The following is a 19,411-nucleotide window of genomic DNA, read 5'->3' as shown; positions in this document are numbered from 1 at the left end:
GGAGGAGAACATTGGATGCATTAATTACATCAAAAAAAGGACAGTTTAAATTAAGTGATATTAACATATCTGCAATTGACTTTATTATCTCCTCTATAAATAAAAAAAATTATTTTCAGGAATTAGAAGGCAGAAGTGGAAGAATTGATTTTGGCTCAGACTCAAGTTATCGAACGATAAGAATACCTTTTTATTCGAAATCAAAATATCTTTATGATGCAAGAATGGTAAGAGATGAGCTTTTTTCAATGATTGATGAAGATGAAGAATTATTAATTCAAGAAATAAGCAATTATAGTCTTGTTGATGAAAGTATTTCTCCTAAACAATACATAGTAAGACTTGCTGACAATTTTGAGTTAAAGCAAAATCTCAATGTTCTTCAAGGTGAATTGAAATTTGAGACCACTGAAACTCCTTATGCAAAAAGCAGTTTAACGACACAACAGCTTCAACTTCAGGGTATTCTTGCAAGTGACTCATCATGGGCGTGGGGAATGGGACTTGAAACTGTAGATGATACTGAGTTGATATATACGCACAATGCAGAATCAACTGCTACATTCAAAGTATTCAATGCAGGTAATGTCGAGGTGCATCCATTTGAATCAATGTTGAACATCACAATAAAAAAAGTTGCAGGTTCTACGACAAGATTTAAACTGAAAAATCTTACGACAGATAGTAAGATTACAATCAATAAACCTGTAGCAAATACTGATGTATGGCGATATGAGGGCGCAAATGTAACAAGAAACAAACTAGCAGCTTTGAAAGATACAGCTAAAGATTTTATTTTCTTAAAGCCAGGCTGGAACACGTTTCAGATTTACGACTGTACAAGCGCAAGTATTGAATTTGATTTCAAATTTTTATATAGATAGAAAGGAAAAATATGGCAATGAAAATTATAGGTCCTCAATGGAATCGTCAAAATCTAGATCAGATTAATGAAAATTTCAAGTTATTTGAAGGAATTCCAGATGATATGAAAAAAATGTCTGTTTCTGTTGAGAATAGCATCAAAGAAATTAAAGATTCAGTAAATAGTCGTTTCGTAGGATTAAATAATGTAGATCTCAATGAGTATAAAACTGGAGGTCTTTTTTTTGTAGCTGGCGGAACAAATTATCCACCAGCAAAAGCTAGCGGAATGTTGCAAGTGGTATCTAGCAATTCGGGGGTGTATGTACATCAAGAATTCCTAGATCTCAATAATCCTGCTCAGAAATATGTGAGAGCTTTTAAAGTCGACCAATGGTCTGACTGGATCGAATTGACTGTAACTGCAGAAGAACTTGAGAAAATCAAAGAAACAATCAAAAACAATACTGAAGATTTCGCAATTAATCTTTTTTCAAATGGATGGTTTAATAATAATTTAGCATTCTGGTCTAATAATGCAGGGACTGTAACAATCGCAAAAGATACTGATGGATTTAATAATCTGACTATGGATAGTCAGACATCTGCTCAAGTGAATCAGAAAGTTAAATTGAAAGCTAGTCATGCATACTTTGTTACATTCGATGTAGCGGTAAGCAGATATGTTAAAGGACTGTGTGGAGTTCAGTTCAACGGAGCTTTCAAGAGTGGTAATCAAAATATAGGATTAACAAGAGTGTCAGATAAGAATGATTTTGAAAACATCTCAGAAATTCTTGTTACTTCTGATACTTTTGCAGGAGATTCAATTGTTTATGTAGGAAGTATATCTTCAGCAAATTTGACAGGTAAGATAAGAAAGCTATCGATATATGACTTAACAGATATTTACGGAAAAGGAAACGAGCCAAAAACTGTTAAAGAAGTTGATTTCAAGAACCTAGAAGCATCAGAAAAAGGTATTGAATTAACTCTTGCGAAGACATACGCTGCTCTAAGTAGTCAGATTTCTAAGATGTCAAAAGAATCTAGTACACCACCAGTTGTTCTACCTGACGATTCGGGACAAAAAATTCAAGCTAGTGATGATGAATGTTCTGCAGTTTTCGTTTCAGAAATGAATAAAAAAGCAGCATATCTTGGTATGTCTAAGACGACATTTAAAAATTCTACTGGGCTAGCAATCTCTGGACAAGTATCTTGTTCAAGAGATTTTTTATTACTGACAATGCATGCATTAGCTTATTCAGATTTATTGAAATATTGGGGAAGAAAGCAGTATACAGTGAATGTCAAAGGACCTAAAGCTCGAAGCGTAGTCATAGATGCGACAGTGCATCATGATGGACTTGAAGCAGAGTACGACATATTAGGCGGGAAATCAGGGACATTAGGCACATTATTCAATGCCACTACATTGATTCAAGCTAAAGATACTAAAGATATCTTCGCATGTGTCGTCATGGGCACTGATGTTGATGCAGGAAGTCCTGAGAGGTATGCTCAAGTTAAAGCAGTCGCTGATATTGCAAAACAAAAGTTGAAGAATGCTAGTTATACACCAACGTCAGTACCAAAAGTGCAGGCAGCGAGTATCATGAAAATTCCCGTTCAGAATCCTACATATTTTACAAACGTTCCTTCAGAAAGCTTATACTCAATCAACGAGAATGATTCAATCATGCCAGCATCTATGACTAAAGTGATGACAGCTATTTTGATGCTTGAAAATGTATCAAATCTCAATGAGAGTATTGTGCTGAAAGCTTCAGATATCAAGTCGGGCAGTGGTCCTGTGATGTACGAAGGGGATGTAATTAATTATCTAGATGCTATTCACCTTATGATGTTACCAAGCTCCAATACCGCAGCGAATACAATGTCTCGTGTTGTCGGTCAGAAAATAATTAATGCACGAGGGTATATTTAATGTATGTAAGAGATATTGAGCCTGATAAACAAACAGGTGAGAGAAAAGAGTACTTTCTATTAGGCACGTACACCGTATCTGATGAAATAAATGGTAATATGAATCTATCTATGGAGATTTTACCTAATAAGGTAAATTCTCTTTTTTTAGATAAACTTGAGCAGCATTGGGAATTAGTTAGTGATGATGATATTACATATAGAATAATTATTTGTAAGTCGCAAGGTTCAGGAAAATATCAAAAAAAATCAATTAAAGCAATTCCTAAGCTATATTTTGATCTAGACTCTAAAAGAGTTTATGACAGGTATGATGGCTCGTTTTCTATTGAAGAGTTATTTAATATCTGCTTTAAGCCAACACCATATACTCATAAATTGATTGGTGCCTGGAACAACATAAAAATTGAAGGTTTTGGTGATGGTGATACTTGTTTGAAGTCATTTCAGCGTATTCTAGACAGAATTGGAGCAGAATTCACCTTCACAGGGAATGTAGTAACCATTAGAGAGCGAATTGGTTCGGACAGTAACGTAATGTATAGACACAGACTAAATGCCTCGAACATAGTAAAAGAGGTGGACGGTCAATCTTACTGGACATATGCTAGAGGATATGGAAACTACGAAGATTCTGAGGAAGGCATTAAAAATGCTAAGTTGAAACGTGAATATACTAGTCCACTTGCTAAATTATTAGGTGAACTTCATGCTCCACCAATTAAAGATGGACGAATGAAAGACTCGGCTACTATGGACAAGGCTCTCAAGAAGTTAGTTGATGAATCGATTAAGATTTCAGTAACAGCTGATTTAGTCGACTTGAGGGAAAAGGGCTATCCATATGCTCAAAGTAATTTAGGCGACAATGTATTACTAATTGATGAACGCATAGGATTGAATGAAGAGGTTCGAGTGGTCTCTCGTCAGATAACAAGAAATTGGCTAGGAAAAATACTAGACCTCAAATTCACTTTTGGAACCGAAGGACTTGTCAAACGATATCAAGGAAAGATGTCTAACGCAGTTAATAATATTACTGACATTCTCGAAGGTCGTAAGAAATTGCCATTCCAGGCTATGAGCGACGAGATTCAGATAGTCACTAAAATGTTTAAGTCAGTAAATACTCAATTTGAATTTAGCGACGACGGAAGCATGCTAGCAGTGGATAAGGATAATCCAAATCTAATAGTAATACTAAACGCTGCAGGGGTTGGAATTTCAGACGATGGTGGACAAACTTTCAAAAATGCTATTACTGGTCGTGGAATCCTTGCTGATGCAATTATGGCAAACAGCATCACAGCAGATAAGCTTGATGTTAATGCAATCACAGTAGGATTTAATAATAGCTCTACTAATATTAAATTGTATTCAGATCGTATCCAATTTTTTAAGAACTCAAAAATGAACTTAAATATTGATCAATATGGAATGCAGTTTTTTAAAGATGGAGTAAAAACTGCAGTATTGAATGACGACGGCATGGAGTTCTGGTATGGCACTCGCAAAATTGGACGATTAGGAACAAGCTCTAAATCAAGTGATGTGAATGTGAGGGGTGTTACTCTAAGGCTTGAAGACACAGGAGACTATCTTGGTTTCTTATATAAGAAAGCGACAGGAGACACGACATATACATCAGCGCTGACCATTGATCCAAAAGGAAAGTTTTACAGCGGTTTTAGTGGTATGACTGTTGACGTACCAATGCGAATGATTAACAGTAAAAATGAATTGTGGACGATGGATGATGTATTAGCAATCATAAGCCAATTTAAAGGTCTTGGAAGTGTAGCAATAGCTGCAAGCTTTGATAGCAATGGAGCTGCGACTAAGTGGCATAACTTGAATTTATAGAAAAGGAGAAAAATGGATTTACTATTTAATAAAACGATGGTAGTGCTAGTTACAATTTTCGCTATCATACTCGCTACAGATTATATCTTAGGAACGATTGTTTCAAAAAAAAATAATCTTTATTCATCAGACAAAGGAAACGAGGGCTTAATGAAGAAATTCATTGCCTTTATCTTATTTACAGTCGTTGTATTAGTTATAGATTTTGCTGATATGTTTGATGTGCCGACGATTGAACAGTATTTAGGAATTGCAAAGATAGCAATGCCACCAGTTATTGTAGCGTACAGTCGTAAAGAACTAGCAAGTATAGTAGCAAATCTTAGTTTGATTTTTGAATTCGATGTAGGAGATTTTTTAAGTAAAACTTTATCTGCAGATCAGGAACTACAGTCTAAAATAAGAAAACTAGATAATTCAAAAGCTAAGATTATAGTTCTTGATAATACCTTGAAACAAATTGAAAAAGATGATGAAAAAGGAGCGTAAATAAATGACAAAAAAAAACGAAGTAATTAATTATGCATGCGATTTAGCAAATAAAGGTGTAGGAGTTGATGCAGATGGAGTATACGGTACTCAATGTGTTGATTTGCCAAACTGGATTTGTACCCAGTTCTTTGGTGTAGCATTATGGGGTAATGCTATTGACCTATTAAATAGCGCCGCAGCACAAGGATTTAAAGTTGAATATAACGAATGGAACAATCCTAATAGTGTTGCTAGAGCAGGAGCATTCTTTGTAATGCAAACGTACGATCACCCGTATGGACACACAGGTCTAGTTATCAAAGACGGCGACGGATATACCTTGGAAACAGTTGAACAAAATGTGGAAGGTGTGATAGACGGTCAATATCATCCTGAGGCACTTGAAATTGGTGGACCAGCTCGTTACATTGTCAGAGAGTACGCAGACTTTGAAGGAGAAATTCTAGGGTGGTTTTATCCTCCTTACTCAGATACTCCAGCAACTAAACCGCCCACAAGTGGAACATCAACAAAAGTAAATGAAGAGTATGGAACATTTACAGTAGAAGTTTCAGCATTGAATGTAAGAGACAAAGCAAGCTTATCAGGTAACGTAGTGGCAACTTATGGTCCTTCTATGGAAATCAACTATGATGGTTGGCTTGATAGTGACGGATATATTTGGGTTACTTACATCGCAGCGAGTGGTAATCGTCGTTACGTAGCTGTTGGAAATTCTGAAAATGGACGTCGAGTAACGAATTTTGGAAGTTTTAGGTAATGCAGCAAGTAACAATATACACTAAGTCAAATTGTCAACCCTGCAAAATATTAAAAAAACACTTAACGTCTAAAGGAATTGAATTCCAAGAATTAAGTATTTTTGATTATATAGACGAGCTGAAAGAAGCAGGATTTAGATCAGCACCAGTTATTAAAATTGATGATGAGATGTTCACAGGTCTTGATATGAATAAGCTCAAAACATTGCTGCACTAAGCCTCTGCAGTCAAATTAAATAAAGAAAGAGAGGAACTCCTTAATCTACCATTCTAGCTTAGTAGAAAATCTATAAAGAAAGGAGAAATACTCCTATAAATTTTAAAATAGTGTATTAGCTCTAGCATTTCCTAGGGCTTTTTTTATTGGTTTAAAAATAAATTTAAAAATATTATAGTTATTGCTTTACAATATCCCAAAAATGGGATATAATAACAGTATAGTAAAGATAACAAAAAAGAGATACTCAAGACCTTCGAAAATCAATGAGTAACTCTTTAGAACTAGAACTTGCGCTCTAAGAAAATTATAGCATAAGTTCCTCAGAAAACGAAAGAGGAAATAAAATGAAACAAACTCACAAAATTTACAATACCGAAATTATCACTAAAAGCCAAAAAGAAGTAGCTCAACTAGAAAATTGTCTTTTAGAAATTAGTAAGGTTACTGGTTTCAAAGAACCTGAAGATGTGAAGATTGGTAAAAAAGACGAAATAAACTATTTAGTTAATGATCAATGGGAAAAAGTTATGACTATTGATATTAACGGGGTTGATTATGATGTTATTGAAAGGACCGACCTCGGTTTTTCTTTAAAAAACATGTGGGCTGCATTTAGCTATTATGAAAAAACTCAAAAAGACGATGAAGGTAAAGAGCAGTCGTTAGATGGATTAGAAATGTTAAACGGCAAAACAATAAGAGTTACAATTCGTGGTTCTCGTACTGATAACTCAGTCGCACTAGCACATATTCAATATGACAAGCCTAGATGTTCATTCAAAGTATTAGATACTACAATAAGAACTTTCTAAATATAAAATTTGAAAAGCCTCAATTCAGAGGTTTTTCTTTAAATAAAGGAGAAATAATGACTGACAAAAAAGTGATGGATAAGTACCTAGAGCCTTACCAAATAACAAGAAATGAAGTTTCAAATATCACAGGAATTCCAACAAGTACATTGCTCAATTCAAGTAATCGGGAAGTTAAGACCTGGAAAGTTGAAGTTATTCAAGCACTTGCTGAGGTTACTAATTTAACTCCTGGAGATACATTAAATGTGCTTCTAGCTCTTGAAAGACAAGACGATATTAAGTATACAATATCATTAGATGAACTATTAAAATATGCACTAGAAGATTTAATGGCGTATGGACCGCAGTTTAAAGTGTATCCAATTTTCAATGAATACAAAGAATTGGGATTCAAATATATTTCAGATTATATTTATACTGAATACTATTCGACTGATCCATTTGATTCTCCTCAAGAAAGATCTGAAATTAGTAAGCTGAATGAAGAAATTAATAAAGCTGAAAAAAGTGGGGTTCAAGCAATCACAATCAAAGAGCTGATAGATGAACTTGAAAAGCAAAGAAATGAACTAGCAGACTAACATCTGCTTTTTTTATTTAGTGTGTTTTAGGGGCAACGATTGACTTCTTCGTTCGCTTTGCGACAGTTTGTTTCAAACGCTATAAAGATAAAGTTAAGTACTGGATGACCTTCAATGAAATAAATAATCAGGCTAATTATAATGAAGATTTTGCACCATTTACTAACTCAGGAATTTACTACAAAGAAGGCGATAACCGTGAAGAGATAATGTATCAAGCAGCACATAATGAGCTTGTTGCTAGTGCGCGTGCGGTGAAAATAGCTAAGGAAATTAATCCTGATTTTGAGATTGGTTGCATGATTGCCATGTGCCCAATTTATCCAGCAACTTGTAATCCTAAGGATATCTTGATGGCTCAGAAAGCTATGGAACTCAGATATTATTTTGCTGATGTTCATGTCCATGGATTTTATCCTCAGTATATTTTGAATAACTGGGAAAGAAAGGGAATATCAGTTGAATTTACTGAACAAGATAAAAAAGACTTACTTGAAGGTACTGTAGACTATATTGGATTCTCATACTACATGTCATTTGCAATTAAGCATAATGGATCAGATTCTTACTATGATTATGATGAATCAAAAGATTTAGTTAAAAACCCATTCGTACAAGCTTCTGATTGGGGATGGCAAATCGACCCTGAAGGGCTTCGCTACTCACTAAACTGGTTCCAAGATATGTACAACAAGCCAATGTTTATAGTTGAAAATGGTTTTGGGGCTTATGATAAGGTAGAAGATGACGGTTCAATACATGATGAATATCGTATTGAATATCTTAAAGCCCATATTGAACAAATGAAGTTAGCAGTTGTTGAAGATGGTGTTGATCTTATGGGATACACTCCTTGGGGTTGTATAGACTTAGTTTCTGCTGGAACTGGAGAAATGGAAAAACGTTATGGCTTCATCTATGTTGATAAGGATAACAAGGGTGAAGGAAGTCTAGAACGTGCTAAAAAAGATTCATTCTACTGGTATAAAGATGTAATTGAATCTAATGGTGAAAAGCTTTAGGGTGGATAAAATGAAAAAAGCATTAATAATTTGTGCAGCAGGAATGTCATCTTCTATGATGGCAAAAAAAACAACTGATTTTTTTACTAACCAAGGTAAAGAAATTGAACTTGATGCTGTTCCTGCAACACAAGGTGAGCAAATGATCAAAGATAGTGATTTTGATTTATTCCTAATCAGCCCGCAGACATCAATGTATTTGGAAAGATTTCAGAAAAATGGGCAAGAGGTTGGTAAGCCGGTCGTAAGCATACCATTCCAAGCTTACGTACCAATTCCGTCAGGAATTGAAAAACTAGTAGCAGTTGTGGAAGAAAATATTTAATTCTATGAAATATTTATTGGGAGATACTTACTTATGATGAAAGGCAAAGAAAAAGAGTTATTACAACTTTTAATAAAAGCACATGGAGATTTTCTGACCAGTAAGTATCTAGCTTCTCATATGTCAATTTCTGATAGAACGGTAAGATCCTATTTATCTAATATTAAGGAGTTATTAAGCAAAAATGGGGCAGATATCGAATCTAAACAGGGGAAAGGGTACTCTTTAGTCATTAATGATCGATTGTTATTTGATAAATTTCTAAACAAAGTTGATCACCGCATGAATTTTTCAATGATTGATACTGATTATTCTGAAGCAAGTGAGAGACAAAAATTTATCCTCAATAGACTCTTACTTGAAGATGAAGTAATAATCCTTGATAAATTATCTAAGGAAATGTTCTTTAGCAAATCTACTTTAAACAAAGATATTAATGAAATTAAAGAAATTATTGAACCTTATAATCTAAAACTAGCTAAGAAAAGCAAAAAAGAAATTTATATCGAAGGTAAAGAAAGAAATAAAAGACATTTCATTTTAGAGTATTTCTTTGGCAATTCTTACCTAGATACAGTGAAGAAATATATTGATTTTAATAACTTTTTTAATCAAATTAGTTTTCAGGAATTGACTATCATTATTCTTGATGAATGTAGACAAGAAAAGATCAAGCTTTCCGATTATATAATTCAAAATTTAGTGCTTCATTTATCCTTAAGCATTAAAAGAATTCTTGTGGGTTCTGAAATAAAGGATCTAGGAATTGATTTAGATATCAATAATTCAACCGAATATGAAGTAGCAAAAAGGATTATTAAAAGAATTGAAGAATCAATAAATATTAAATTTCCCAAAGAAGAAGTTGCCTATTTAGCCCTTCATTTAATGTCAAAATCAAGTATCTCAGGATATAAATCATGTGATATTTTAGAAGCAGAGCTTGATCAAGCTCTTGAGGTTATGGAAGAGGAAACTGGATATCCGCTATCCTCAGATATTAACTTAAAAAATGGTCTTCTTGATCATATTCGTCCAATGCTTGTGCGTTTGGAGAGGAACATAGTACAAGACAACCCTCTTCTTAGTGAAATAGTAAAGAATTATCAAGCAACTTTTGAGTTAACTAAAAAGCGTCTCGGTGAGATATCAAGTTTAAGAAAATATACAATCAATGATGGCGAGTGGGCATATCTAACTCTCCACCTTATGGCGGCAATCGAAAAATATAAGGAAAATCAAAAAATAAAAACTTTGATAATTTGTGCAACAGGGTATGGAAGTGCTCAATTATTGAAGACTAGAGTAGAAAAAGAATTTTCAAATTATCTGACTATAGTTGATGTTCTTGGTTATTACGAAATATGTGAGGAAAGTCTACGAGATGCCGAATTAATAATTTCCTCTATAAGCCTTTCTTCCATGGTATTTAAAGTTCCTGTTGTTCATGTAAGTGTCTTTTTAAATAGCGAAGATACATATTCTATTAGAAATATAATTTCTAGTTTGAATAACAAAGACAAGAAGATAATGTTGGAAAATAATTCTAATGCTGAAAGGAATGAACAGATTTTTGATAGTCAACTTTCAAAAGAAATGTTTGAAATTTTCGAAGGAGAGAATATTTCTAAAAAATGTATTTTAGATGAACTTTTGGCGAAAGCGTCTCAAAGTGAGCGTGAAGACTATAAGGAACGGATGATTGAGCAAATTAACCAAAGGGAATCAATGGGGCAAATTCTATTTAGCGAAACTGTGGCAGTGCCTCACCCAGTTCTTCCTGTGGGAATGACTACAAAGGTTGCAATTGGAGTGATACCTAAGGGCTTTTCTTGGAATGATGAATATGCCAATGTAAAGTTTGTATTTCTGATATCACCATCATATATTGAAAATGAAAATTTGATTTCCATAACTAAGGCAATTGTAAAACTTGTCGAGTCTGAGAACTTGCAAAATGATATTTTACAAGATATAACTTTTGAGCATTTTCGAAATAATTTTCTTAGATTAATTGATTAGAAGGAGGGAGAAAATATGAATGAAGAAATGAAAAGTGAAGATATTCAAGTAGCCGCCTTCGAGATTATCTTACATAGTGGTGAGGCGAGAAGTACTATTCACCAAGCATTCTCTCAAATGAGGGAGGGGAGCTTTGATGAAGCAGATCAACTGTTGAAAGATGCTAATGAGCAGATTCTACTAGCTCATAAGTCCCAAACAGATTTATTAAAAGAGTATGCATCTGGTAAGAAAATTGAAATGGAAATAATCATGGTTCATGCTCAAGATCACCTAATGACAACTATGACTCTTAATGAAATGGCACAAGAATTAATTAATGTATATCGCCAAAACAGGGAAATTTTAGATTTAATTAAGGAATTAAAGGGAGCTTGATAATGAATAATCATGAGAAAGCAGCTTTAGAAGCAAGGAAAAAACAAACTAGTTTGCAATCAATGTACTATAACCGTTATTTGATAGTTCGCTATATTACTGCCACCCTCTTTTTTGCTAACCTTTATTGGGTAATCCTATTAGTCTTTAGTAAATCTTTATTTGCTATAATTCCTGCAATTTTAATTATTGTAATGATACCTGCAATGTTTGAGCAAATTAAATTATATAGTACTCCTACTAACAAGGTACCTTACACCAAGATATTTTATTTTTTACAATTTTTTGTAAACGCTTTAATAGTCATATCTACAAGTAATAATACTTTTAATTATATTTATCCTTTCATGAATTCTACTCTTCTGGCAAGATTAGTAATTGCATCTTTTGCTTTACTTGGAATAATATTGTGTATATTTGTAGAACAAAGGCTTAAAAAAATAAGTCATGATGAAGATAAACACTATCAAAGAATTAAACAATATGAAAAATCGCTTCAAATACATTCTTAAGGAGAATAAAAATGAACAAAACTTTTGATTTTTTGGAAAAACATTTAATGAAGCCAATGGGTAAACTTGCCCAGACTAAAATAGTTCGAGCAGTAATGGCTGCAGGTATGGCCTCAATTCCATTCACAATTGTAGGATCAATGTTCTTAGTATTAAATATAATACCTATGGCATTCAACAATGCTGCATTAGAAAATCTTTTTAATAATACAATCTATAGGTATAGTAGCTTATACATGGTTGCAAATACTGCAACTATGGGAATGCTTGCTTTATATTTTGGTATTGTAATTGGTTATGAGTTAACTAAAATTGAGCGTGATGAAGAAAAGCTAAATGTAAGTCCTGTGACCGGTGCTTTACTTTCAATGTTTGCCTTCCTTATGACATTGCCTGAAATTGTTATGAATAACGGAAGGATGGAATTGGTAAATATTGTTACTGATAATGAAAAGGTAATCAGTGGTTTTAGAGTTAGTGGTGGAGTAGATCGATTAGGAGCGATTGGAATATTCACTGCAATTATTATGGCTATAGTAGCGACTAGATTATACTTCATGTGTGTTCGAAGAAATTGGGTTATTAAGATGCCTGATACAGTACCACCCGGTGTATCTCGTTCATTTACTGCCTTGATTCCTACATTTGTTATAGCTTTTGCTATTATATTAATCAATGGTATCTTGATATTCTTAGGTACAGATATATTCAAACTTATATATATTCCATTTAGTTTCGTAACTAATCTAACCAATAGTTGGATAGGAATTCTGGTTATATATTTCTTAATTCATGCACTATGGGTAGTGGGAATTCATGGAGCAACTATTATCGGTTCATTCTTAACTCCTATCGTATTAGCAAATATGGCAGCAAATGCAAATGGAGCAAATTATCCTTTTGCAGGAGAATTCCAGAATTCATATGTAATCAATGGCGGTTCAGGAGCAACATTAGGATTGGTTCTATTCTTAGCATTCTTTGCAAAATCAGACCAGTTGAAGGTATTAGGAAAGGCTTCTGTTACACCAGGTATATTTAATATTAATGAACCGCTTATTTTTGGATTACCGATTGTTTATAATCCATACCTTGCACTTCCATTTTTCTTAGCACCGATGACTACAGCTTCAATTGCATACTTTGCGATTAAATTAGAAATCGTAAGGCCAATTGTCGCTCAGATGCCTTGGCCATCACCGGTAGGTATTGGAGCTTTTATTGGGTCAGGTGGAGATTGGAAAGCAATTATATTATCTTTGGTATGTTCAGTAGTGGCATTTGTAATATGGTACCCATTTATTAAAATGTATGACAGCAAACTATACAAAGAAGAACAAGGAGTTAAAACAACTCAAAATCCAGTTGAAGCAAAATAAAAATAAAAAGTGTTGGGTCTAAGCCCAGCACTTTTATAATATATGTAAATTTAGCTTAATCTTTCTTCTTTGACATAATCAATTGGGAGCCATTCTAAAACTGTTTCAATTTGTTGATCCCAATAGTACCAATCATGTTTACCCTCATCAACTCTATAGTCAATATTAATTCCTATGTTTTTGAAGTCACTAACTAACTTTTGATTATCTTCAAAAAGGAAATCTTCTTTTCCACACCAAGCAAATAGTTTAGGAATTTCATCAATGTTTTTAATTTTTCTTTGAGCAAGCTCAAGTAGATTATTTTTCGGATTTTCAAACTGATCACCAAAAACTCCATACCAATATTCAGCATCCCTAAATGATCTTAGTTCTTTGTTTTCAATTCCCAAGAGAGCACCGGATAGTGAGGCAGCATAACCAAACTGTTTAGTTGCTAGTGCAGTTTTGAAAGCACCGTACCCACCCATTGAAGCTCCAGCAATAAAGTTTTTATCAGGATTTTGAGATATTTGAGGAAAAAACTCATGAACGATTTTTGGCAGGTCAATTGCTAGGGCATCAAAATACTTAAGCCCGTAAGTCGTATTATTGTACCAAGATAAGTCACCATTTGGAATGACTACGGCTAGAGCTGTATTTCTTATAAGACGTTCAAACCGAGTTCTACGTAACCAATTATTTTCGTTACCACCCATACCGTGAAGAAGATAGAGAACTGGTAAATCTGAGAGTTGATCTTGCGTCCAATCTGGTGTATTTTCTGTTTTTTGTGGAAGAATAACTTCCATTTCCATTTCTTTAGCTAGAGAATTGGAGAAATAACTGATTTTAAATAGTGCCATATTGATCTCCTTTGTCTTTTTCTTAATAATAGCACTTTAGCCATTTAAAATAAATGTAAAACTTTTAAGACATTTTAATTTACATATGTAAATTTTAGGCATATAATAACAAAGTAAATTAATTAATATTTAAGGAGAATTAACATGGCAAATGTTCTTGCTATCAAAGGTCACCCATTAGATGGTGAAAACTCAAAATCAATGAAAGTTTTTGAAGAATTTTTAAAAACTTATGAAGAAACTAATCCAAATGATGAAATAACAGTAGTTGAATTATATAATGAAGATTTCCCAGAAATCGATTTAGATATCATGTCTGGTTGGGGAGCACTTCAATCAGGTGCAGCCTTCACAGATTTATCAGAAGATCAACAAGCGAAAATTGCTCGTTTCAATGAATCAACTGAACAATTCGTAAATGCTGACAAAGTTATCGTTGCAAACGGATTATGGAATCTTAACATCCCAACTCGTCTTAAAGCATGGTTTGATACTATAAACGTTGCAGGTAAAACATTTAAGTACACTGCTGAAGGACCAGTGGGACTTGCGGATGGTAAAAAAGTTGTTCATATTCAAGCAAATGGTGGTGTATATGGTGGAGAAGATCCAGCATCACAATATGTTAAAACAATTTTTAACTTCATCGGTATTGATGACCTTCAACAAGTATTCATCGAAGGTGCTGATTATGATCCAGCACGTACTGAAGAAATCATCAACAATGCAGTTGAAAAAGCTGTAGCAATTGCAAAAGAATTTTAATATAAAGTTTAAAAGAATTGAGGGAATCTCAGTTCTTTTTTGCATTCAATAAATTTATGACCTCATAAAAAAACTATATGAACAATCTTCTAAAACAAGAGTAAAATAATTATTATAGCTAGATAATATGGGGGTTCACATTGAAAGTAATTAAAGATTTTAGATTTTTTATTTGTCTGACAGTCACCTGCCTCTATGGGATTGTAATTAATTCTTTGAGAAATTCCTTTCAATTCTTCTTAGGTCCTATTGCAGATTACTTCCATACATCAAGCACAAATATTGCCCTCTCATCCGGCATGCTCATGTTGACATCTGGCATATCAAGCCTATTTGCCGGCTGGCTTCTTGATAAAGTTGGAGTAAAAAAAACACTCCTGTATGGAAACCTCGTAATTATTCTCTCGTTATCCCTATCTCTTCTGACAAAAGATTATCATTTGTTTAACATATCTTTTGGTCTCCTCGGTGGCTTTGGTTATGGTATGTCTTGGGGAGTAGTTACACAGTATTATATTTCAAAAAAATATCCTGAACAAAAAGGATTTGCGCTTTCAATGCTTGCAAATTGTAATGCTTTTGGACTTGCCTTATTCTCTCCCTTATGGACTAGCCTAGCAAGTACAAACTCATGGAAACTTGGATACAAGATTATTCTCTTTTCATTCATTATTATTGCTCCAATAAATATCTTCTTACTTGGCAAAACAGACAAGCAAGTTGAGCCAAGAAAAATAATAAAATCAGATTCATGGATTTTAGCTTTTAAAAATATTTTTTCTTCTTCAAAAATAAAATTTTCAATACTTTCGTCATGTATATGTGGAATGTCCATGGGAATTATGGATACTAATTTAGTTCTCTTAATGAAAAATGAGCTGCTTAATAAAGACATTATTTCAAGATTAATGTCTACCTTCGGATTATTTGTAATAATCGGTGGGATAAGTGTAGGAATATTATCGGATAAACTATTCAAAAACAGAAAAAATTTACTTTTAATATTACTCATATTAAGAACGATTGCATTTATATTAATGATTACTCCAATAGCTCCATTAATAAAATTTTCATTTTTTGTTTTTATTTTTGGAATCACTTATTCAGGTATTCTATCCCAAGCAGCAGCGATAATTACGGGAGAAAGCATTTCAGGAGTCGGAAAATTATTATCAATTAATATGCTACTACATCAAATAAGTGGTATGTTAGGAGTGCTAGTCTGCAATCTATCATTGAAAATTTTCAATAACTATAATCTAGTACTTTATTTAGTAGTTGCTCTTACAATTCTAATAATAATGTATGGATACACAATAAATAAAAGTAAATCTAGAGTTTGATATAATCAACTCTATTTTTTATTGTAAATACAATATTAATCCTTTATACTTGAATAAAATAAGTGAAGTTCACGGTGAAGAAGGAGAGAAAAAATGAAAAGTTTAACAAATAGTTGCTCAGATACTTATATATTAAAAATGAAAGAGGCAAAATTTGTATTTAAAGAGCGGAAAAATAGAGATTAAAGGGTTAACAGAAAATCAATTAAAAGAATTATATGACATTTCTTTTGGTTCAAAAGCTGATTTAGAATGGATGAAGTGGAATGGACCATATTTTAACGACCCTATTTTAAACTGGGAAGAATTTAAAAATCATTTTAGCAAAAGAATTGATGATGATAATTTCGGCTTAATTTATTATGATGAAAAATTAGTAGCTACTGTTTCAGCTTACTGGGAGGATGGTAATTTAAGAAAGTGGTTAGAATTTGGTCTTGTAATCTATAATCAAGATGATTGGAGCAAAGGAATAGGAAGAGCTTCACTGACACTATGGATAGAATATCTTTTTGACCTCTATCCCGAACTTGAAAGACTTGGATTTACTACTTGGTCAGGTAATAAAGGTATGATTAGATTGGGTCAAAAATTATCTATGACACAAGAAGCCAAGATTCGTAAAGTTAGATTTTACCAAAATAAATATTATGACTCCATTAAATTTGGAATTTTAAGGAGTGAGTGGAGATATCTAAACAGTTCAAGGGATATTGAGCTTGTTGAAGTAAACAACTCCAATATTGATGATATTTTGGAGCTTACTGTCAAAGAGGAGCAGAAGAATTTTGTGGCTGATGTTCCAAGGAGCCTAGCTTACATATATGCTAATAAAGAAGAGGCGCGTGCATTTGGTATTTATTTAGGACAAGAATTGATTGGATATGTTTCTATCAATTATGATGTGGAGCTTAAGATGTATTCTATATGGCACTTTTTCATAGATCGCAATTTTCAAGGCAAGGGATATGGGAAAAGAGCACTTCAGGAACTAATCTCTTATATCAAAATTTTGTCAGCAAATCTGACGAACAAGATGTACTTGACGGTGGAAGAAGAGAATGTTGCAGCTATTGGGTTTTATGAGTCACTTGGATTCGTAAATACTTATGAGCGTGACGATGAAGATGAATTTATAATGATTCATGAGTGGGAATAAATATGAAGATTGACTATAGATTAGCTTGTATTGGGGATGAGGATGCAATTTCAAAAGTTCACGTTGATTCTTGGAGAGAAGCATATGTTGGAATTGTAAATCAAGAATTCCTTGACAATCTTAAATATGAAGACAGAAAGAAAATGTGGATTAATAATCTTAAGTATTCTGACCTACCAATATATTTAGCGGTAGATGACGAAGATAATATTATTGGCTTTTCTTCAATTGAAATACGTGATGGAAAATTTTATTTAGCAACTCTCTATCTTCTTAAAAAATACCATAAAAATGGTATTGGACAAATTCTACTTGATCAAGTGATAAATTATGCTGAAAGTAAAAAATATCAAGAAGTTTATCTCGAAGTATTAGCCGAAAATCCGACAGTTTCTTTTTATCAAAAAAATAATTTTAAAATTGTTGATAGTAAATTTTTTACAAGATCTGATGAAGAAGTAGAAGAGTATGTGATGAAGTTTGATTTATAAGAATAGTCTTGTAGTAGAAGATATATTTAAAAACTTTATATATATGAGATTTAATAAAATCATATTTTTTTCGTAACTTTATTTTTGCATATATTTTCTTTATTTGTTATCCTTTGCTTAAGAAGGGAGATATTAAAATGAAAAAAACAAAAATTTTAACAATGACTCTTGCAGCGACATTTCTTGCATTTGGTCTTGCTGGCTGCTCTCAAAAGGAAAAAACTAGTGGCGATTTAGTAAAAGAAAGTGATAAAGTTGTGGCAACTTCTGATAGTTCAGGTAACGTAGTTGCAGGTGTCGAATCAGACTTCTCTAAAATCGGAGATTTTGAAGAAGTAGCAACAGATAGTAAAAATCCTAAAGTAAAAGGTACATATGAATTTGCCTTAGATTATAAGGATGATTCATGGGAAAATGTTGTACTTAGTATCGATGGAGCAAAAGTTGTAGATACTGAAAAATTCAAAGAAAATGAAGATGAAGTTGAATACTCTGGTGCATTAGCACTACATTATTCATTTACAAATGACGGTGATAAGAAGGTTAAACTTCATCCAGAAGATGCAACAATTATTCTTGAAGATGGTACTGAAATAAAAGCCACATCATTTAGAAATACTTTGTCAAGTGCTTTTTCAAAAGGTGATAAAGAAGGATATATTCATTTCAAATTTGAAAAATCTGATTCTTATGATTTAGCAAAAATTAAATCAATTAATGTATCATTTAAAGCCACTGCAGAAGGTGATGATAACGAAAACGAAGAACACGAATTCAATGCAGTTTTAGATCCTAAAAAGTAATTCAAAAAAATAAGAAATCTATTTTTAAAAGAGGTCATTTTTACCTCTTTTTTGCTTGGTTAAAATATTTTTGGAAAAATTTTAACCAAGCACGTGTTATAATAAGAACAAATAATATTAATAGGAGAAGTCAAAAATGGATTATCCTAAAAAATTAGTTAAACAAATTTTAGCGGCGACAAAAGACATGCCTCTTGAAGGTTTCCTATCGGGACAGGGAAGCATTGAGCCCAAAGTCATGTTTGTTGGTGAAGCTCCAGGACGAACTGAAATCGAAACACATATTCCATTCAGTGGTCAGGCTGGGAAATGGTTAGACGAATGGCTAGAGTCCATTAATTTGAAGCGAAGTGATATCTATATTACTAGTGTAGTGCGTTCTAGACCCTTTCATACTAGAAAAAAGCTAAATAAGAAAACTGGTGAATTTACTTTTTCTCATCCAAATCGAACTCCAACAAAAAAGGAAATATTAATCCATGCACCTCTGATTGATTTTGAGATTCAATCTATTAAACCTAAAATTCTTGCGCCTATGGGTAACTCTGCATTACACAGACTTTTGGGAAATCAATATAAAATATCGGATTGGCATGGAAAATTATTTGATTCTAAAATACAAGTTTTAAATGATGAAGCTAATGGTTATCAATTATCACATGAAACATATAAAATTTTTCCACTCTATCATCCGGCGGCGGTACTTTATAATAGTAAGTTAAAGAATGTTATAGAAGAGGATTGGCAAAAACTGTCAGAAATCATTTGAGAATACTAAAAAAACTATCAAGGAGAAATTTCTTGATAGTTTTATATTTTAT

Annotated in this window: 20 protein-coding genes and 2 pseudogenes; 21 read left to right on the top strand and 1 reads right to left on the bottom strand. The window is 32.9% G+C overall.

The window, feature by feature from the left end; translation table 11 throughout:
- Positions 1-11: 11 nt before the first annotated feature.
- The 14 genes and pseudogenes from BG261_RS04870 to celB all read left to right on the top strand — a co-directional run bounded on the left by BG261_RS04870 (position 12) and on the right by celB (position 13,184).
- A complete protein-coding gene (locus tag BG261_RS04870) occupies positions 12-884 on the top strand; it encodes a phage tail domain-containing protein (protein ID WP_070792037.1) in 873 nt (290 codons plus the stop codon).
- 17 nt (positions 885-901) lie between these two features.
- A complete protein-coding gene (locus BG261_RS11715) occupies positions 902-2,815 on the top strand; it encodes a serine hydrolase (RefSeq protein ID WP_158007178.1) in 1,914 nt (637 codons plus the stop codon).
- Entirely contained in the window at positions 2,815-4,677 is a 1,863-nt protein-coding gene (locus tag BG261_RS04860; RefSeq protein WP_070792035.1) for a phage tail spike protein, read from the top strand. Before BG261_RS11715 ends, BG261_RS04860 begins: the two co-directional genes overlap by 1 nt.
- 12 nt (positions 4,678-4,689) lie before the next feature.
- Positions 4,690-5,166, top strand: coding sequence for a phage holin family protein (locus tag BG261_RS04855; protein ID WP_070792034.1), 477 nt, complete (start codon positions 4,690-4,692; stop codon positions 5,164-5,166).
- A 4-nt stretch (positions 5,167-5,170) separates the two neighbouring features.
- Positions 5,171-5,929 carry a CHAP domain-containing protein gene (locus tag BG261_RS04850; RefSeq protein ID WP_070792033.1) on the top strand — a complete coding sequence of 253 codons (759 nt, stop codon included), beginning with the start codon at positions 5,171-5,173 and terminating at the stop codon, positions 5,927-5,929.
- The gene (locus tag BG261_RS04845) at positions 5,929-6,147 is read left to right on the top strand and encodes a glutaredoxin family protein (RefSeq protein WP_070792032.1); all 219 of its coding nucleotides are present in this window, start codon (positions 5,929-5,931) and stop codon (positions 6,145-6,147) included. The genes BG261_RS04850 and BG261_RS04845 overlap by 1 nt, the downstream gene beginning before the upstream one ends.
- Before the next feature lie 347 nt (positions 6,148-6,494).
- Positions 6,495-6,962: a hypothetical protein gene (locus BG261_RS04840; RefSeq protein ID WP_070792031.1), complete on the top strand. Its 468-nt coding sequence runs from the start codon at positions 6,495-6,497 to the stop codon at positions 6,960-6,962.
- A gap of 56 nt (positions 6,963-7,018) precedes the next feature.
- Entirely contained in the window at positions 7,019-7,546 is a 528-nt protein-coding gene (locus BG261_RS04835) for a helix-turn-helix domain-containing protein (RefSeq protein WP_070792030.1), read from the top strand.
- A 38-nt stretch (positions 7,547-7,584) separates the two neighbouring features.
- A pseudogene (locus BG261_RS04830) lies at positions 7,585-8,568 on the top strand (family 1 glycosylhydrolase); the annotation flags it as partial.
- Positions 8,569-8,578: 10 nt separating this feature from the next.
- Positions 8,579-8,893 (top strand): PTS cellobiose transporter subunit IIB, encoded by a 315-nt coding sequence (locus BG261_RS04825; RefSeq protein WP_070792029.1) that lies wholly within the window; start codon positions 8,579-8,581, stop codon positions 8,891-8,893.
- Positions 8,894-8,926: 33 nt separating this feature from the next.
- Positions 8,927-10,915, top strand: a complete 1,989-nt coding sequence (locus BG261_RS04820; protein WP_233278901.1) for a BglG family transcription antiterminator — start codon at positions 8,927-8,929, stop codon at positions 10,913-10,915.
- 15 nt (positions 10,916-10,930) lie between these two features.
- A complete protein-coding gene (locus tag BG261_RS04815; protein WP_070792028.1) occupies positions 10,931-11,293 on the top strand; it encodes a PTS cellobiose transporter subunit IIA in 363 nt (120 codons plus the stop codon).
- Between the two features lie 2 nt (positions 11,294-11,295).
- Positions 11,296-11,805 carry a hypothetical protein gene (locus tag BG261_RS04810; RefSeq protein WP_070792027.1) on the top strand — a complete coding sequence of 170 codons (510 nt, stop codon included), beginning with the start codon at positions 11,296-11,298 and terminating at the stop codon, positions 11,803-11,805.
- A gap of 11 nt (positions 11,806-11,816) precedes the next feature.
- On the top strand, positions 11,817-13,184 hold the full coding sequence (gene celB / locus BG261_RS04805) for a PTS cellobiose transporter subunit IIC (protein ID WP_070792026.1): 1,368 nt from the start codon (positions 11,817-11,819) through the stop codon (positions 13,182-13,184).
- Positions 13,185-13,234: 50 nt separating this feature from the next.
- On the opposite strand, the gene BG261_RS04800 is transcribed toward celB, so the two are convergent.
- Positions 13,235-14,029: an alpha/beta hydrolase gene (locus BG261_RS04800; RefSeq protein WP_070792025.1), complete on the bottom strand. Its 795-nt coding sequence runs from the start codon at positions 14,027-14,029 to the stop codon at positions 13,235-13,237.
- Positions 14,030-14,173: 144 nt separating this feature from the next.
- On the opposite strand from BG261_RS04800, the gene BG261_RS04795 reads away from it, so the two are divergent.
- From BG261_RS04795 to BG261_RS04770, 7 genes and pseudogenes are all read left to right on the top strand, one after another.
- Positions 14,174-14,794, top strand: coding sequence for an NAD(P)H-dependent oxidoreductase (locus BG261_RS04795; RefSeq protein ID WP_070792024.1), 621 nt, complete (start codon positions 14,174-14,176; stop codon positions 14,792-14,794).
- 140 nt (positions 14,795-14,934) lie between these two features.
- Positions 14,935-16,137 (top strand): MFS transporter, encoded by a 1,203-nt coding sequence (locus BG261_RS04790; RefSeq protein ID WP_070792023.1) that lies wholly within the window; start codon positions 14,935-14,937, stop codon positions 16,135-16,137.
- A 154-nt stretch (positions 16,138-16,291) separates the two neighbouring features.
- Positions 16,292-16,825: pseudogene (locus BG261_RS11610) on the top strand (GNAT family N-acetyltransferase); the annotation flags it as partial.
- A gap of 102 nt (positions 16,826-16,927) precedes the next feature.
- Positions 16,928-17,296 carry a GNAT family N-acetyltransferase gene (locus BG261_RS11605; protein ID WP_233278903.1) on the top strand — a complete coding sequence of 123 codons (369 nt, stop codon included), beginning with the start codon at positions 16,928-16,930 and terminating at the stop codon, positions 17,294-17,296.
- Between the two features lie 2 nt (positions 17,297-17,298).
- Positions 17,299-17,787 carry a GNAT family N-acetyltransferase gene (locus BG261_RS04780; RefSeq protein ID WP_070792021.1) on the top strand — a complete coding sequence of 163 codons (489 nt, stop codon included), beginning with the start codon at positions 17,299-17,301 and terminating at the stop codon, positions 17,785-17,787.
- Positions 17,788-17,924: 137 nt separating this feature from the next.
- Complete coding sequence (locus tag BG261_RS04775; RefSeq protein ID WP_070792020.1) at positions 17,925-18,590, top strand: hypothetical protein; 666 nt, start codon at positions 17,925-17,927, stop codon at positions 18,588-18,590.
- A 136-nt stretch (positions 18,591-18,726) separates the two neighbouring features.
- On the top strand, positions 18,727-19,359 hold the full coding sequence (locus BG261_RS04770) for a uracil-DNA glycosylase (protein WP_070792019.1): 633 nt from the start codon (positions 18,727-18,729) through the stop codon (positions 19,357-19,359).
- Positions 19,360-19,411: the final 52 nt, after the last annotated feature.

Origin of the sequence: Floricoccus tropicus (assembly GCF_001832905.1) — a bacterium.
GTDB classification, from domain to species: Bacteria; Bacillota; Bacilli; order Lactobacillales; family Streptococcaceae; genus Floricoccus; species Floricoccus tropicus.
This window is presented reverse-complemented; position numbering and strand designations above follow the sequence as displayed.

Bases quoted from the DNA above. Each gene is read 5' to 3' on its own strand.
- BG261_RS04820 (WP_233278901.1), top strand. From the start codon at position 8,927: ATGATGAAAGGCAAAGAAAAAGAGTTATTACAACTTTTAATAAAAGCA.
- BG261_RS04835 (WP_070792030.1), top strand. From the start codon at position 7,019: ATGACTGACAAAAAAGTGATGGATAAGTACCTAGAGCCTTACCAAATA.
- BG261_RS04795 (WP_070792024.1), top strand. From the start codon at position 14,174: ATGGCAAATGTTCTTGCTATCAAAGGTCACCCATTAGATGGTGAAAAC.
- BG261_RS04860 (WP_070792035.1), top strand. From the start codon at position 2,815: ATGTATGTAAGAGATATTGAGCCTGATAAACAAACAGGTGAGAGAAAA.
- BG261_RS04845 (WP_070792032.1), top strand. From the start codon at position 5,929: ATGCAGCAAGTAACAATATACACTAAGTCAAATTGTCAACCCTGCAAA.
- BG261_RS04775 (WP_070792020.1), top strand. From the start codon at position 17,925: ATGAAAAAAACAAAAATTTTAACAATGACTCTTGCAGCGACATTTCTT.
- BG261_RS04800 (WP_070792025.1), bottom strand. From the start codon at position 14,029: ATGGCACTATTTAAAATCAGTTATTTCTCCAATTCTCTAGCTAAAGAA.
- BG261_RS04840 (WP_070792031.1), top strand. From the start codon at position 6,495: ATGAAACAAACTCACAAAATTTACAATACCGAAATTATCACTAAAAGC.
- BG261_RS04815 (WP_070792028.1), top strand. From the start codon at position 10,931: ATGAATGAAGAAATGAAAAGTGAAGATATTCAAGTAGCCGCCTTCGAG.
- BG261_RS04780 (WP_070792021.1), top strand. From the start codon at position 17,299: ATGAAGATTGACTATAGATTAGCTTGTATTGGGGATGAGGATGCAATT.
- BG261_RS04770 (WP_070792019.1), top strand. From the start codon at position 18,727: ATGGATTATCCTAAAAAATTAGTTAAACAAATTTTAGCGGCGACAAAA.
- celB (WP_070792026.1), top strand. From the start codon at position 11,817: ATGAACAAAACTTTTGATTTTTTGGAAAAACATTTAATGAAGCCAATG.
- BG261_RS04825 (WP_070792029.1), top strand. From the start codon at position 8,579: ATGAAAAAAGCATTAATAATTTGTGCAGCAGGAATGTCATCTTCTATG.
- BG261_RS11715 (WP_158007178.1), top strand. From the start codon at position 902: ATGAAAATTATAGGTCCTCAATGGAATCGTCAAAATCTAGATCAGATT.
- BG261_RS04850 (WP_070792033.1), top strand. From the start codon at position 5,171: ATGACAAAAAAAAACGAAGTAATTAATTATGCATGCGATTTAGCAAAT.
- BG261_RS04810 (WP_070792027.1), top strand. From the start codon at position 11,296: ATGAATAATCATGAGAAAGCAGCTTTAGAAGCAAGGAAAAAACAAACT.
- BG261_RS04855 (WP_070792034.1), top strand. From the start codon at position 4,690: ATGGATTTACTATTTAATAAAACGATGGTAGTGCTAGTTACAATTTTC.